The organism is Limnothrix sp. HT2024, from assembly GCF_059138625.1.
In genome coordinates this window covers 4,131,710-4,147,536 of record NZ_CM181121.1, presented here as the reverse complement: position 1 = coordinate 4,147,536, position 15,827 = coordinate 4,131,710, and the positions used below count along the sequence as shown (strand labels likewise).

11 protein-coding genes are annotated in these 15,827 nt (G+C 58.0%); 2 read left to right on the top strand and 9 right to left on the bottom strand.

Going from position 1 to position 15,827, the window contains the following annotated elements; genetic code table 11:
- Window positions 1–121: 121 nt before the first annotated feature.
- The 5 genes from AC2IAX_RS17045 to AC2IAX_RS17025 all read right to left on the bottom strand — a co-directional run bounded on the left by AC2IAX_RS17045 (window position 122) and on the right by AC2IAX_RS17025 (window position 6,789).
- Window positions 122–1,627, bottom strand: coding sequence for a chlorophyll a/b binding light-harvesting protein (locus AC2IAX_RS17045; protein ID WP_494388510.1), 1,506 nt, complete (start codon window positions 1,625–1,627; stop codon window positions 122–124).
- Entirely contained in the window at window positions 1,624–2,697 is a 1,074-nt protein-coding gene (locus tag AC2IAX_RS17040; RefSeq protein ID WP_494388509.1) for a chlorophyll a/b binding light-harvesting protein, read from the bottom strand. Before AC2IAX_RS17040 ends, AC2IAX_RS17045 begins: the two co-directional genes overlap by 4 nt.
- A gap of 315 nt (window positions 2,698–3,012) precedes the next feature.
- Window positions 3,013–4,191 (bottom strand): DUF58 domain-containing protein, encoded by a 1,179-nt coding sequence (locus AC2IAX_RS17035; RefSeq protein ID WP_494388508.1) that lies wholly within the window; start codon window positions 4,189–4,191, stop codon window positions 3,013–3,015.
- A 168-nt stretch (window positions 4,192–4,359) separates the two neighbouring features.
- Window positions 4,360–5,490 carry a branched-chain amino acid ABC transporter permease gene (locus AC2IAX_RS17030; protein WP_494390427.1) on the bottom strand — a complete coding sequence of 377 codons (1,131 nt, stop codon included), beginning with the start codon at window positions 5,488–5,490 and terminating at the stop codon, window positions 4,360–4,362.
- Between the two features lie 141 nt (window positions 5,491–5,631).
- Entirely contained in the window at window positions 5,632–6,789 is a 1,158-nt protein-coding gene (locus AC2IAX_RS17025) for a GUN4 domain-containing protein (protein ID WP_494388507.1), read from the bottom strand.
- Window positions 6,790–6,990: 201 nt separating this feature from the next.
- Here AC2IAX_RS17025 and AC2IAX_RS17020 point away from each other — a divergent pair, with 201 nt between their 5' ends.
- On the top strand, window positions 6,991–8,595 hold the full coding sequence (locus tag AC2IAX_RS17020; protein WP_494388506.1) for a glucose-6-phosphate isomerase: 1,605 nt from the start codon (window positions 6,991–6,993) through the stop codon (window positions 8,593–8,595).
- Window positions 8,596–8,797: 202 nt separating this feature from the next.
- On the opposite strand, the gene AC2IAX_RS17015 is transcribed toward AC2IAX_RS17020, so the two are convergent.
- Window positions 8,798–9,856 (bottom strand): agenet domain-containing protein, encoded by a 1,059-nt coding sequence (locus AC2IAX_RS17015; RefSeq protein WP_494390426.1) that lies wholly within the window; start codon window positions 9,854–9,856, stop codon window positions 8,798–8,800.
- Window positions 9,857–10,250: 394 nt separating this feature from the next.
- Between AC2IAX_RS17015 and AC2IAX_RS17010 the strand changes: the two genes are divergently transcribed.
- Window positions 10,251–11,546 carry a Glu/Leu/Phe/Val family dehydrogenase gene (locus AC2IAX_RS17010; RefSeq protein ID WP_494388505.1) on the top strand — a complete coding sequence of 432 codons (1,296 nt, stop codon included), beginning with the start codon at window positions 10,251–10,253 and terminating at the stop codon, window positions 11,544–11,546.
- Between the two features lie 31 nt (window positions 11,547–11,577).
- On the opposite strand, the gene pdxA is transcribed toward AC2IAX_RS17010, so the two are convergent.
- The 3 genes from pdxA to AC2IAX_RS16995 all read right to left on the bottom strand — a co-directional run bounded on the left by pdxA (window position 11,578) and on the right by AC2IAX_RS16995 (window position 15,778).
- On the bottom strand, window positions 11,578–12,636 hold the full coding sequence (pdxA, locus tag AC2IAX_RS17005; RefSeq protein WP_494388504.1) for a 4-hydroxythreonine-4-phosphate dehydrogenase PdxA: 1,059 nt from the start codon (window positions 12,634–12,636) through the stop codon (window positions 11,578–11,580).
- On the bottom strand, window positions 12,629–13,444 hold the full coding sequence (locus tag AC2IAX_RS17000; RefSeq protein ID WP_494388503.1) for a hypothetical protein: 816 nt from the start codon (window positions 13,442–13,444) through the stop codon (window positions 12,629–12,631). The genes pdxA and AC2IAX_RS17000 overlap by 8 nt, the downstream gene beginning before the upstream one ends.
- Window positions 13,445–13,831: 387 nt before the next feature.
- Window positions 13,832–15,778, bottom strand: a complete 1,947-nt coding sequence (locus AC2IAX_RS16995; protein ID WP_494388502.1) for a S9 family peptidase — start codon at window positions 15,776–15,778, stop codon at window positions 13,832–13,834.
- Window positions 15,779–15,827: the final 49 nt, after the last annotated feature.

The following is a 15,827-nucleotide window of genomic DNA, read 5'->3' as shown; positions in this document are numbered from 1 at the left end:
CCGAATCCCCCCAGTCCTCGCGATCGGCCCTCCACGACCGATTTCGATTTCTGTAAATGACTGACTTATGGATCAAAAACTCAAAAAACAGCTTGAACGATGCTGGCAGCGGGTTGATCGCCTAGAGCGCCAATAGGCCTGCCCCCTGGGTCAACAACAGGAAGGCAAAGATCGCACCGCCCATGCCGCCGACCAAGAACATGGCGCTGAACTGGCTCCAGCCGTCCGCTGTTCGCAGGTTGTCGGGCAACACGGCTGCGTTGGCTCCCACGGCTTTGGCCATGCCCCGGAACTGATCCAAGGAGCGATCGCCCCGGTTCGGGAAGGTCACGGCCCCGTAGAGCGACAGGCACAGGGACAAAATCAACAGCAGCCCCATGGTGGCAATCAGCCCCACCAGTTCCGCCGACTGGCTCGATCGCATCGGCCCCAGCTTGATGAACGGCCCCACCAGGAAGTAGCCGTGGGCCATGCCAATTTCCAGTCCCCGCGCCAGGGGCGACAGGTTCGGGCGATAGATCGGCAGGTATTGCACCAGGGTCAGGGTCACATCGGACGCGCTGACGGGTGTGTCCAGGGTGCCCGCTTCCGGCGAGCCGCCACCGGGCCGGATAAAACTATCGCTGCCGAACTTGAAGCCCACGGCCTCCGCCCGCACCCGCAGGGCGTGCCACAAGTGCCCTGCCAACAACAGGATCGCAAACACAAAGTGGAAGGTGGCCAACCAGCCCCGGGCGGTTACCGTGCCGTCCTGGGTGACGATGCCCAGGGGGCCGTAGAACACTTCGGGATAGGCGAAGTCATTCACCGACACAAAGTAGGCCGCGAAGAAGCCCATGTAGGCCAAGGCTCCCAGGCTATAGGACAGGTAGGCTTCCCCCGTCCAATAGAACACCCGTTCCACCCAAGCCCAAGGACGGCTGAGGATGTGCCAGAGGCCGCCTGCAATGCAGAGGCCGCCGACCCACACATGGCCACCCACCAGGTCTTCCAGGTTATCGATCGCTGCCATCCCTTGGCTGCCATGCGCTCCCACCAGATAGCCCCAAATCGTGCCGAACTCAAGGGTGGGGTGCTCAACCAAGCGCACCGAACTGATCGCCGGGTCATAGAGACCGCCCCAAGCCATGGCCTTGGCCACCAGCAGGAAAGCCCCAGATCCCAACAGCAGCAGGTGAATACCAATGATCGTGGTCATTTTGTCCTTGTCGCGCCAGTCGTAGCCAAAGAAGCCACTGAAGTTGGCGCGATCGGTGGGCAACACCTCGGGGCCCAGCACGGCGTGATAGATGCCGCCGGCCCCCAACACCGCCGCACTGACCAGGTGCAACATGCCCACCACCAAATAGGGATAGGTGTCGGCGATCGCCCCATTGGGTCCCAAGCCAAACCCAAGGGTGGCCAAGTGGGGCAACAGGATCAGCCCCTGAGTCCCCATCGGTTGGCTCGCATCGTAGCGAGACAGCTCAAACAGGGTCATGGCCCCTGCCCAGAGCACAATCAGCCCCGCATGGGCCACATGGGCCCCCAGCAGCTTGCCCGACAGATTCACAAACCGCCCATTTCCGGCCCACCAGCCCAATTGCGGCATGGCGGGGGGCGCAGTCCGAGAGATTACGGCGCTCATGCAGCAGCCTCCTGGGTGGATAGTTGGGTGGACGAATCAGCGGTGTTAGCGGTGGTCGGGGTGGTTTGCCCAAAGCCAAACCGCACGCCGGCCGCTTGCAGAGCGTGGAAAATGTGCCCTTGCAGGAAAAAGAAACCGAGCCAGAAATGGGCATTGGCCAACCAAACGCGGGAGGTCAAGGCTCCATCGGGGCTGAAGAAATAGGGCACGCGATCGAACCCGATTTGCAACGTGGGGCCAAAGAACACCTCGGGGAAGGCAACGGCATTCACGGACACAAACAGGGTGGCCACAAAGGCCATCAGAGCCAGCGCCCCTAGGCTGTAGGACAAATAGGCCTCGCCCGACCAAATAAACAGGCGCTTCACGGCCGCGGATGGTTCCGAAACGATGTGCCAGAGGCCGCCCCCGATTAGGATTGCGCCCAACCAAGCGTGGGCCCCGACGATCGTGGGTAGGTCATGGACGCTGGCCAGCCAGTAACGACCACCGGCCCCGAAGAAGTAGCCGAAGATTTGCCCCCAATCCCAGTTCAGATCGCTGACCAACTGGACACGGCCCACCGCCGGATCGTAAAGACCGCCAAAGGTGGTGGCCTTCAGCACCAGCAGCCAAGCGCCCAACCCGAGCAACACCAGGTGAATGCCCAAGATTTGGGTCATTTTGTTGGCATCATCCCAGCGGTAATTGAAAAAGCCGGTGCGATCGAGCCGTTCGGGCCCCTTGAGCGCATGGAACAAACCGCCCACACCCAAAAAGGCTGAGCTGATCAAATGAATTGCCCCGATCGCAAACCAATCATCGGTTTGGGCGATCGCCCCGTTGTTGCCCAGGCCCCAACCCAACCGGGCCAGGTTCGGCAACAAAATCAACCCTTGCTCGTACAGCGGCCGACTCAGATCGCAGCGGGAGACCTCAAACAGGGTCATTGCTCCCGCCCAAAGCACGATCAGTCCCGCATGGGCCACATGGGCCCCCAACAATCGTCCCGACAGTTCCGTCAGGCGGGCATTCCCCGCCCACCAAGGAATCGCGGTCGCCGTCTGTGGCGGCGTGGTGGTGACAGTCATAGGAAGTTCCCAACAACAGCTTGCAGCGTTTGCAGTTTTTGCAGGTATGCGCCATTCGGTGCAGATTCGAGAAATCTCGAATCTTTATTGAAACTTTATAGCAATAAAGCCTGAATCAAGATTTGGAAAATGTCAAGAATAATTTTCAATAAGATTTGAACAAGCAGATCCAACGGCGGGCGATCGCCCCGTTTCGTCGCGCCAATTTCAGCCGATGCCCTGGGCGGCCTGAAGTAGGGGCGTACGGCCGTACGCCCGATCAAGGGTCAACGATGCGAACCGTTAAGCGAAAACCGTTGAGCGAAAACCGTTGAGTTAAAGCGGATGGTTGCCGGCCTGCAATTGCTCAGGAATTGGGCGATCGCGGGAAATGATGCGGCCTTGGGCCTGGCGACCGAGCAGGCTACCGGCCAACTCGCTGCCGGGAGGCAACCACAACAACCAGCGGTTGCGATCGGGCAGTTGACTGACCCGATCGACCGCTGAGGTGAGCCACAGCACGGCCCGAGAGGGCGGTTCATGCTGGGCTAGCTCCCCGGCCAGGGTTCCGGCCAGGGTTTCCAACACCACCTGTCGCCCGCGCACCAGCCCCGTGGCCGCCGTCCACAGGAAGGGATCGAGATAACAGCGGCTGGCATAGACATACATGGAGGCGGCCGCTTCCACGGCTTGCTCAAAGTCTTCGGGATCCCAGGCGATCGCACTATCGAGGGCCACAATCAGATCGGGCCCCGTGGCGGCGGTTTCCAATTCACGCACCTGAAGCTCCCCAAACCGGGCACTACTGCGCCAATGGATGAACCGGGTGGAGTCGCCCCAACGATAGGGCCGCAGGGAACGGGTCAGGCCTTCGGTTCCCAAACGCAAGGCCCGATCGCCCGCTGCGTTTTGGGCATCCCCTTCGCCCATCCAATCCACGATCGGGCATTGGGCCAGGGGCCAAACCCGAGGGTAAACCACCAGCTTGGCCGGTGCGGCGATCGGCTGTTGTCGCCAAAACAGGCCAAAGGGCGCACCCGATCGCAAGGTGAAACTCGGCCAACGGTAGATGCCGCGCCGCTGGGCCCGGAATTGAGCTTGGATGGTGATGCTCCCTTGGGCAGGAATCAGGGCGATCGAGCCGCTGGCAACGGGCAGGGGGGCCGGTGGGCGATCGACCCATTGCAGCAGGGAGCGGGCCGATCGGGTGTGGTTGGTGATCCGGCATTCCGCCACGGCCAAATCGTCAACGCTGATGGGCTGAATGGGCGATCGGCTGGCGCTCAGGCCCCCGAGCGATCGCGCCGTCAGCACCGCCGCCACCAACATCAGCGCCAACAGCACCCCACTCATCACATAGAGCCAACCGGCCATGGCGTTGGTGGCGGCCCCAAACAAAAACAGGGCGATCGCGCCCAGCAAAGCCCCCTGAAACGAAGGACTCACCAAGCGGGTTTCCCAGCCCATCAGCCACATAACCCAGCGGTGGCGCACCGTTGCCAGCAGTTTGAACATGATTGAAAGGGGGATGAGGGCTTATGGTCACATCGTCTGAAACCCTGATTCCACGGTGGCGCGATCGTGGGAGGCAAGGGGCTTAAGCCCCTTGTTACGGCGATTAGGGTATGAAAGACCAACCATTGCACCCATCATAGGGCGATCGCCCCGAATCGCCAGAGCCGACTATTGGCCGAGGGTTAGCTCTTCCTTCTTGCCCAAAATGCCCTGGGGCCGCCACATCATCAGCACCACCAAAATCAACCCAATCACCATCAACCGGAAGGCTCCCAATCGGGCATCATCCAAGGGCAGCAGGGCCGGCAACACAAACCGGGTGAGGGTGGTGTATCCCCAAAACAGGACAGAACCCAACAGCGTGCCCGCATTGTTGCCCGCACCGCCCAAAACCACGATCGTCCAAGCTTGGAAGGTCATCAGCGGAATAAAGCCATCGGGGTTAATAAAAGTGAGATTCCAGGCATAGAAGGAACCGGCGACCCCCGCGATCGCCCCGCCCAGCATCAAGGATTGCAGTTTGTACCAAAACACGTTTTTGCCCAAGGCCCGGGCGATTTCCTCGTCCTCGCGGATGGCTTTTAGCACCCGGCCCCAGGGCGATCGGCCCAGCCGCTCCAGTTGCCAATAAACCAGGCCCAAAACGGCCACCACCAGCAACATCAAGCCGCCTTTGTAGTTGAAATCCCAAAGGGCGATCGCCCCACAGCCATAGAGCAGCAGCCCCATTAGGGCCGAGATGCCACCCAACGCCAGGCGACCCTTGGAGGGGGGCTGTTGGGTTGTGCCGGTGACTTGCCCTTGGGCGGCCTGTTGGCGCGATCGCAAGGCCTGCCGGAACCAGCGCCACAGGGACCAACCGGCCGCCCCAAAGATGCCCGTCCAAAGGGCGATCGCCACCGGAGCCACCCAAGGCGCGTCCGGCACTTGGGCCAAGGGCAGCGGGTAGCCATAAACACCCCTTGCGCCTCGGGTCAGCCACTCTTCATTCAAAGCCACCAGTCGCACCACCTCCGACACCCCGATCGTGACGATCGCCAGGTAATCTTCCCGCAGGCGCAGGGTGGAAATGCCCACCAACAAACCCAGCAGAGCCGCCAGCCCCGCCCCGATCGCCACCGCCAGCACAATCGGCCAACCCTGAAGCGACAGCAAAATGGTGGTGTAGGCCCCAATGGTCATGAAGGCCACATGGCCAAAATTAATTAAGCCCGTGAGACCCCATTGCAGATTCAGACCCAGGCCAAAGAGGGCAAAGATGCCTGAAAAAATAATCAGTGAGGTGAGGTAAGCAATCATGGGGGCGCGATCGAGCCTCAGCGTAGGAATAGCCCAAATTTCACGCCCCATTGTAGGGCAGGGAGCTGATGGATCGATGGTTTAGGCATTGGTTTAGACGCTGATTTAGGCGCTGGTTTAGCCTAGCGGGCAAGGGTTGGCTTAGGCGCTGCCCAAGGCCGCATTCACCACCTGAGGAAACAGACCTGAGCACCACCAAACCCCCACGGCAGAACAGTAGGGCAAATGGCCCGCCGGGGCGCTGAGGCTGAAGTTGCGGCTCTTTTGGCTGGTCCAACCCAGGCGATCGCCAAACCGACACCAAGCCTCCACGGGGCTGGCGGTTTGGCTGGTGACCTCTAGCCAGATGTCGTATTGAATGCGGAAGCCAAAGTGATTGTTGCTGTGGACTGTCCAGAGGCGATCGATCTCGGTTAAATCGCCCTTGGGGAATTGCTCAATGTCTTCTACCCGTAACCAACTGGCCCCCTCGCGGCCCACCACCTTCAGCATGATTCGCGTGGTTTCCCGATCAGCCTCCAGCCACTTTTGCGCTTCCAGCAACTGGGATAGCCGCCCGTAGCGATCGACCGGGGCCGGAGTTGGCCCCGGCGAGGGCATCACAAACTGCAAAATGGTCACCTCCTCCTCCGTGGGCAGCCCGTGGGCCGGCGGCATGAGGGCAGAAGGGCGATGCTCCGGCAGGTGGAAAGGATTTTCGTTGCGATCGGGATTTGCCAAGGGCGGGTCAGGATTGACCGCCGAACTTGCATGGCCCGTGTCTTGCAGGGCGGCCGTGTCCAAGGGGCCCAAGTCAAATGGCAGGGGATCAGACCCCGACCCGATCGGATGGGATTGTGCCTGGGATCCCGCCTGTGGCGATCCCGCCTGTGGTGATCCTGTCTGTGGTGATCTTTGGGGCCCCGCGCCCTGTTTCAGGGCTTGGATTTGTTGCTGGAGCTGACCCGGAAGCTGTTGCAACGTTTCCAGCCATTCCGGCGAAAGGGTTTGGAGCAGCAGTTTTTGCGATTCTTGGAGTTGTGTTAGTTCCAAATACAGGTGCGATCGCTCCTGGCGGGCCCGTTTCAGTTGGCCTTCAATATGGTTTAACTTGGCATCCAAATTTAATCGCTGCCAAAACTCTCGGGCCCAAGTGGTGCGTACCTGGTCGCGGGCCCGCAACAGGGCAATGGTCGCCCGATCGCTCCCCGTGCCCACCAGCGCCTCCGGTAACGGGGAATTATCCCAACCACAGGTTGGGCACAGCACTTCGGTGTCTGACAACTCGGTGGAACAGATAGGACAACGCACAGCAGCCATGGGTCAAAGGGGGGTGAGGGCAGGGGGATGCTACTGCCGTCCCTATTCTACTCAGCCGTTTGGCACTGTCGGGAACTGCGCTCTTGGCCCAGGCGCAGGGGGGCCGATGTCTGATGCAATCGTTACCGTGATTGGGGGTGGGAGCTGGGCTACACTCAAGGCGCGATCGGGACGATAAAAAGACGATAAGAAGGAGTGTTTATGACCGGCACTGCGTCATTGTGGCAGCGTTACCAAGACTGGCTCTACTATCACGAGGGCTTGGGGCTGTATCTGGACGTGAGCCGGATGCGGTTTGATGATGCATTTGTGGCTCAGATGCAACCCAAGTTGGCGAAAGCATTTGGGGACATGACCGCTCTGGAATCGGGGGCGATCGCCAATCCCGACGAACAACGGATGGTGGGTCACTATTGGCTGCGGCAACCGGACTTGGCCCCAACGCCGGAATTGCGCGACGACATCATCAACACCCTGGACCGCCTGGAAGCGTTCACAACGGCCATCCACACCGGCCGGCTCACGGCCAACGGTCAGCCCTTTACCGATGTGTTGTCGATCGGGATTGGCGGTTCGGCCCTGGGGCCGCAGTTTGTGGCGGAGGCCTTGGCTCCCAATCAGCCGCCCTTGGCCATTCACTTTGTGGACAACACCGACCCCGACGGCATCGATCGAATCCTGTCCAAGAGCACGGGCGGCTCCCCCCTGCGCGATCGCCTGGCCACAACCCTGGTGCTGATCATCTCCAAGTCCGGCGGCACACCCGAAACCCGCAACGGCATGGTGGAAATTCAAGCGGAATTTAGCCAAGCCGGATTGCCCTATCACCGCAACTTTGTGGCCATTACCTGCGAGGGCAGCACCTTGGATCAACGGGCGATCACCGAAGGCTGGCTCGATCGATTCCCCATGTTTGATTGGGTCGGTGGCCGCACCTCGGAACTGTCGGCGGTGGGGCTGTTGCCTGCGGCGCTCCAAGGGATCCAAATTCGGGAAATGCTCTTGGGTGCGCAAATGATGGATCAGGCCACCCGCGATCGCAACCTGAAAACCAACCCCGCCGCCCTGTTGGCCCTCTGCTGGTATTCCGTGGGCCGCGGCAAGGGCGAAAAGGACATGGTGGTTTTGCCTTACAAAGACCGGCTACTGCTGTTTTCGCGCTACCTCCAGCAGTTGGTGATGGAATCCTTAGGCAAGGAGCGCGATTTGGACGGCAACTTGGTTTATCAGGGGATTGCCGTGTATGGCAACAAGGGCAGCACCGATCAACATGCCTATGTACAGCAGTTGCGCGAAGGGGTTCCCAACTTTTTTGCCACTCTGATTGAGGTGCTGGAAGATGGCGGCTCGGGCGTGGTGGTGGAAGACGGGGCGATCGAGTCGGGCGATTACCTCAGCGGGCTATTGCAAGGCACTCGCCAAGCGCTCTACGACAATGATCGCGAGTCAATTACCATCACGGTTCCCCGCGTCAACGAGCGAATTGTAGGGGCCCTGATTGCGCTCTATGAACGGGCTGTTAGCTTCTACGCCTCCCTGGTCAACATCAATGCCTATCACCAGCCGGGCGTTGAGGCCGGCAAAAAAGCCGCCGCTAACATCTTGGCCCTGCAAAAGCGGCTGGTGTCGGCCTTGCAAGATGCGGGGGAACCCCTGTTGATTTCGGAGTTGGCAACGCAGGTGGGGGCGATCGAGCAGGTGGAAACGGTCTATTGGATCCTGCGGCACTTGGCGGCCAATGGGCGCGGCCCGGTGCTGGTGGGTAACCCTGGACAACCGGCCAGCCTGAAGGTGTCTTGGAAATAGGTGTTTGGGAAATCTTGATTCATTGCTGAATCCATTGCTGAGTTTGCGGTTGCCGGAATTCAATCGCAATTCAACCATTTCCCTGTTCAAACTAATGCCCAACTAATGCCCAAAAGCGAGTCGGGGTAGATGCAAACCTGCCCCGATTTTTTGGGCGATCGCTCCCCAATACAGCTCGACGCAACCACTCGCCCCCACTGCCCTATTCCGGTTCCCGCAGGCGATCGGGCCCCACCCACTCATCCCAATTTTCGTCGTAGTCGTCATAGCTGATGTGGTGCAGGCCATACCAAGCCTTTTTGACCGTTGCGGGATACCAATCGCCCGCCTCATCCTGCACCTCCACCGCTGTGCCCACGTCATACATCACCGGTTCGTAGGGACGGATGCGATCGGGCGTGACCCACTCTTCCGACTGATCCACCACGTATTGCACTCGATACTGTTCGTCACCGTCTTGATCGCTGACTTCCAAAATTTTTGCCCGATACCAATCCTCCTCATATTCCACCTCCACCCGGCGGCCCAATTGGGGATTAAATCGATCTTTTACTCGCGACAGTTGCATTTGCGGATCAAAATCATGGGTTGTGAAAAACATTGATTTTTGATCTTCAATGAATGCCACTTCCAATTCCGTGTAGCGGGCAAAATCGTAAAGCGTAATCACCCGATCTTCATCCAAGTCAACGGCGGGATCGCCTTGTAATCCCTTCAGCAAAGAAGCCGTAAATGTCCAAGCGCCCGTTGAAGTGTTGTGGGCATAGGCAGAGGTCACACAGGCATAGGAAATTTCGCTATCTCGTCGCTTGGCTTCGTCAATCAGTCCCCCAGAGAAACAGCAGTCCGCCATCAGCAGGGCATGGGAACCATTGAAATTTTCTTCAATGTCGTCAAAAATGCTGGACACTTTCCAATAGGTTTCCGTGTCTTCCGCATCGGCATCATAGTTATAAAAATAATGTTCCCCTGACTCGTAATCCCAACCACCGTGGCCGGCAAAATAAAGCATTAAGAGAGCATTTTCATCGGTGGTAGCCAAAAATTCTGGCAATTTAGATTGAATGGCAGAGAGGGTTGCTTGGCGATCCTGAAGATAAATAATTTGAGATTTGGGCACGCCTTGGTTGCGGAAAAATTCCACTAACTGCGCGTCCGATCGATTGGGGACAGCATCAGGAAAGGGGGCGAAGGCTTCTGAGTCTTGCCACTCCAGCAAACCCACCGCAAAGATCCAAGTTGTTTCGGGATTCCATTCCATGGTCAAGGGCATTCTAGGAGGATGCTGTGGGGAGGATGAGACTACGGCTGGGTTCGATCGAACGGCTCTTGGCCGCCCTTGAACTCAGGACAATCGCGATCGGGAAAAGGTCACAATTGGGGAGCGATCGAGCTATCCTCCGCACATCGGGCCCATCTTAATCCTGGCGTTTGGGATCTGACCACGGGCCCTGTTCGGTTTTGGGTTGCCAGAGGATGATCCCAGCCACCGGGCGATCGCCCTGGTTTTCAGAATTTGGCTCGATTCCCACGTAATCTCTACTTGATCCCTGCCTAGTTCTTGCTTGAACCCTGGACTAGCGAGCAAACCGTAACAAAGACTACAATTTAATCAAGAAGGTTGCTCCGATTACCTTCAGAGGACGACCCGAAGCATGGAAAGCCAATCGCTGTTTGTGGGTGCGCGCCAAAATCTCGATTTGGCCCTGAAGCATATCGCCATTTCGGAAGATGCGATCGAACATTTAAAACATCCCAAAGCCAGTCTGCAAGTTTCAATTCCCGTGCGGATGGATGATGGATCACTGCAAGTTTTTCAGGGCTATCGCGTTCGCTATGACGATACACGCGGCCCTGCCAAAGGTGGCGTTCGCTATCATCCTCAAGTGTCGTTGGATGAGGTCACATCCTTAGCCTTTTGGATGACCTTTAAATGTGCGGTTTTGGATTTACCCTTTGGCGGTGGCAAGGGTGGCATTACAGTTAATCCCAAGCAGCTTTCGCGATTGGAATTGGAGCGTTTAACGCGCGGCTATATTGATGCGATCGCGGATTTTATTGGGCCCGATGTGGATATTTTGGCCCCCGATGTTTACACCAACGCCACGATTATGGGTTGGATGATGGATCGCTACAACATCATTCAGCGCAAGTCCTGTCCGGCGGTGGTGACGGGCAAGCCGATCGCCCTGGGCGGCAGTGCGGGCCGCGAAACAGCCACGGCCATGGGGGCGTTTTTTGTGATGCAAACCATTTTGCCCAAGTTCGATCGCCCACCGGCCGAAACCACCGTTGCCATTCAAGGATTTGGTAATGCGGGCAGTTTTTTGGCGGAACAAATCCATCGGGCGGGCTATCGAGTGGTGGCGGTCAGCGATTCCAAGGGCGGGATTTACGCTCCAGCGGGGTTAGATATTCCTGCCATTCGCCAAAACAAAGAAGCGGGGCGGGGCATGGAGGCCCTTTACTGCCATGGTACGGTTTGCAGCATGACAGATCATCAATCCATTACCAATGAAGCACTCTTGGAACTGCCCGTTGATGTGTTAATTCCGGCGGCGCTGGAGAATCAAATTACAACGGAAAACGCCGATCGAATCCAGGCCAAGCTGATCTTTGAAGTGGCGAACGGGCCGATTACCTTTGAGGCCGATCGCATCCTGAGTCAAAAGGGAATTTATGTCTTGCCGGACATTTTGACCAATGCAGGCGGTGTGACCGTTAGCTACTTTGAATGGGTGCAAAATCGGAGCGGTTTGTATTGGTCGGCGGCAGAGGTGGAACAGCGGTTGGCGGAACGGATGACCCGCGAAACGGAGCGGATTTGGCAGCTTGCCCAATCGCTGGATTTGTCCCTGCGGACGGCGGCCTATGTCCATGCGCTCGATCGCCTGCGGGAAGCGATCGAGGTGAAGGGCACGCGCGACTATTACGCACAAGCGAAAGCCTAAACCCCCAATTCCCGTGAATTGGAGGGGCCGATTATTCTCGGTAAGTGGCCACAACTCGATCGCGCCATTGGTTGCGGGTTTCCGTGAGTTCGATCGCCCAATGGATTGCCTCAATCATGCTGGCGGGGTTGGCAATGCCTTGGCCGGCAATATCAAAGGCCGTGCCGTGGTCAGGGGAAGTGCGCACAAAGGGCAGGCCGATTGTGGTGTTGACGGCGCGATCGAAGGCCATCAGCTTCACGGGAATCAACCCTTGGTCGTGATAAAGCGCTAAGTAGGCATCGGGTAACCCGGCTGGCATGGTGGGCCCAAACCAAGCTTGGCCCGCTGTTACCCACATGGTGTCTGGGGGAATGGGGCCGCGGAGGGTGGCGTTGGGGTAGCGATCGCGTGCTTGGGCTAACCAGGGAATCAGCCAATCGCGCTCCTCGGTGCCCAGTTGTCCCCCTTCGCCGCTGTGGGGATTCAAGCCGGCGATCGCGATGGTGGGATGGGTGATCCCCAAGTCCCGATCGAGCATGGTGATCAGCAAATCTAGCTTGCGATCGAGCAGTTCCGGCGTGAGCACCACAGGAACCTGATGCAAGGGAATGTGGGCGGTGGCCAATAGGGCGCAAAGTTTCCAACCGGTTTGGGGCGATCGACCCACAAAGGCCATCCCAAACCGATCGACCCCGGCCCGCTCGGCACAAACCTCCGTTTGTCCAGGGAAGGCGTGGCCCGCTGAATGCCAGGCGGCTTTGCTGATCGGCGCGGTGACAATTGCCGCAAACCGGCCCGCCGCCGTGGCCGCCAGGGCCGCATCGAGCCAAGTGAAGCTGGCGGCTCCGGCGGCTGCATTTTCGACTCCCAAGTAAATCGATCGCTCCAACAGCGGGTCGATCGGAATATCCAGGATCCTCAATTTGGCCGGGTCGGCGATCGGCTGGGAACTGCGCGGCTGAAGTTGTGCGTAGGTGTGGGCCAGGATTGATCGGCTCCCCACCAGCACCGGCCGCAAAGCCGCCACCGCCGGATCCGCCAGTGCCTTCAGCACGACTTCAGGCCCAATGCCCGCCGGGTCGCCAATGGGAATAGCTAATCTAATCATCTTGGGATCTGGAGCGTTGTTGTCGAGAAATGGGCTGAACGATGGGGCGCGGCATCGTCAACGGCCTCGGGTCGATCGCTTGGTTGAGTTCGGCCATGGCCACTCGGGCAAAAGACCAAAATGTCCAACCCGCCGCCCGAAACACCGGACGATGATCTAACCACACGGCTCCCAGAGTCAGGGCCAAAAACCAGCGATGGGCCACATGGGTTAACCTCCGCTTCAGGGGCGATCGGCCTTGGCGCAATTGGGCCAATAACTGACCCTGCATTTGCAAATGTTGACTTTCATCCCACTCAATTTGCCATGCAACCGCTTGGGCGATCGGGTGGGCCGTCGCCCCCTGCAAGGCTCGGGCATACAACAACCCCATCACCTCCGCCGTTAACAACATTGCCAGCGCCAATTCCCAATTCATGCCCCCCCGCAGCCACCGAAAGGCCGCGTCGGCCCAGTGGTGTCGCAGGCGGGGAAGCTGTTGGCGATCGAGCAGTCGCCCCAAGTCCGCCGCGTGGCGCTGTTCTTCCCGCACAAACCACTTGAACACATCCACCCAAACGGGATCCGCCCCTTGAGCAACCCAGGCCCGCACCGTTCGCATCAGCCGATGGCCTTCGGAGCTTTCCCCCAACTGAAAAATGGCGATCGATTGGCGAAACCGTTTTTGTTCTTGGGGGGTGAAGCCCCCGGCCTGTTGCCAATTAATCGCCAGTAATTGGCTGTGATTTTGTTGGAAGTAAGCGAGCCAATCGGCGGCCGTGATGCGATCGGTTGTTTTCAATCGCGCCAACGAAATTGGGTGCAACATAGGATGTTTTTGCCCATGCTAGCGTACCCATTTTTCGATGGAGTTATTGACCGCCATTGGGGCGATCGCCCTTTGGCTAACCGAAAAGCACTCTGATCCTTTGGCTGGAGTTCTTTAGGTTATCCAAAAATCCTTGAGGGATTGTTGTTAAATCGCCTAAAACCTTGATGCTGGTGTTCCGAGATCATGAGGAACAAGAAACCTAAGGGACAAGGAGCTTAGGGGGTGTCGTCGTTTCGCCGAAAACCCTGATTCCGCCGTGAGTGGATCGTTGGGCAGCAAGGGGCTTAAGCCCCTTGTTACGACGATCGGGGAATGGAGCATTACCGTTTTCGTTTGCATCTTAGGACATGGCAAGAGGCCCCGATTTTTGTCTGGTTGGAAAGTTTAGTCACCCATGGAGTCATCCAAATTAGCAATTTCGATCGGGTCGATCGCCTCCGCCGGTTCAAAGCCAAAAACCTTGGCATAGAAATAAAATTCTCCATCCAAGGCGCGACGGATATTTTCTGCCTTGCGGAATCCGTGCTGCTCCCCTTCAAAGGCCACATAGGCCACCGGAATTCCTTTTTCCCGGAGAGCATTCACCATCATTTCCGCTTGATTAGGCGGCACAATTTTATCTTCAAGTCCCTGAAAAAATGCCACTGGACAATTGAGCCGATCGATGTGATGAATGGGCGATCGATCAATGTAGATATCCTGGCGCTCCGGGTAAGGGCCAATCAGTCGATCGAGGTAGCGGGCCTCGAACTTATGGGTATCCCGAGCCAAAGCTTCCAAATCGCTCACGCCGTAGTAACTGGCTCCGGCCTTGAACTGGTCGCGGAAAGCCAACGCGGCCAGGGTGGTGTAGCCCCCGGCGCTGCCCCCGGCAATGGTCAAGCGATCGCCATCCACCAGCCCCCGATCGACCAAATATTGCGCACCATTCACACAATCATCCACATCCACCAGCCCCCATTGGCCATCCAACCGACAATGGTAGGCGCGGCCATAGCCCGTGCTGCCGCCATAGTTCACATCCAACACCGCAAAGCCGCGACTCGTCCAATATTGAATCGACAAATTCAAACTACTGGAAGTTTGAGCCGTGGGGCCGCCGTGAATTTTGACCTTCAAGGGTGGTTTTTCGCCCGCTGGAGCTTGGAAATCACAATTTTTCGGCAGATACAAGAGGGCATAGGCTTCCCGATCGCCCGTCGTTGGAAATGCGATCGATTGCGGTTCTGATAAATAGCCCGGATCCAATTCTAAAGTGCTGCTGGTTTTCAAAACCTCGATCGCTTCGGTTGCCAAATCGAGCCGCACGATCGCCCCTGACTTAACGGCCGAACCACCCCCAAAAATGACAAAATCTTTCGCCACAAAGGGATCAGAAATGGATGTGTAGGGCTGGTTAATAACCGTTAGGTTTCCATCAGCAATGGTTAATTTTGCCAATTGCCATAGCCCATTTTGGGTATAGGCACAAACCAGGGTTTCCGCATCCATAAACCCATAGGTGCTCATCCCAAAAACCCACTGGGGCAAGCCAAATTCCGCCTCCCTGGGGCAAAGGTTCCGCGCCTTGCCGTCCGATTCCTGGCGATATAAATTCCACCAACCGGAGCGATCGCTCACAAAATGCAATCGGCCATCGGGCGACCAACTGGGCTGAAACACGGATTCTTCGGCCCCGCCGGCCACGATGTGGGAATTTTGCAGGGAACCATCATCGGCAATGGCCGCCACCCACAGAGTGGTGCTGTCCCAAGGCAAATTGGGATGATTCCAAGTTAACCAAGCCAACTGCGACCCATCGGGACTGAGGGCCGGCGAGGCGTAAAAGTCCCAACCCGTTGCCAATAGGCTCACCTGTTGCGATCCGTCCAGGGCGATCGCCACCAACTCGTTCACTGGCTCCCGATCGGGCTGGCTGTGATCTTCGCGGATGCCAATCACCCGATCGCGCTGGGCATCCACCACAAAATCCGCATAGCGCCAGGGTTGTTCAGGCGTGAGGGCGATCGGCTCCTGGCCCGGCCGAGTGCGATACAGTCGCTGATCGGCAAAGTTCACAAAATAAATCCAGCCCCGATCGACCGTCCAAGCACCGCCGCCATACTCATGCACCCGACTGCGAGCGTTCCAAGGAGCCGCAATCACATCTTGGGTTTGGCCCTCGGGCGATCGGGCCACGATCGCCACACGTCCGCCCTCGGCCGGCCGCGATTCACTCCAATACAACGTTTCGCCTTCCGCACAACCACCGCCCAGCCCGATCGTTCCCGCCACGATCGCTTCGGAAGTAATCGGCGATTTCCAAGTCCCGTAGGGCGCAATTTGAGGCATAGAACCCACTACAACCAACAGTTTCTAAACAATTTCTCATCATCATCCA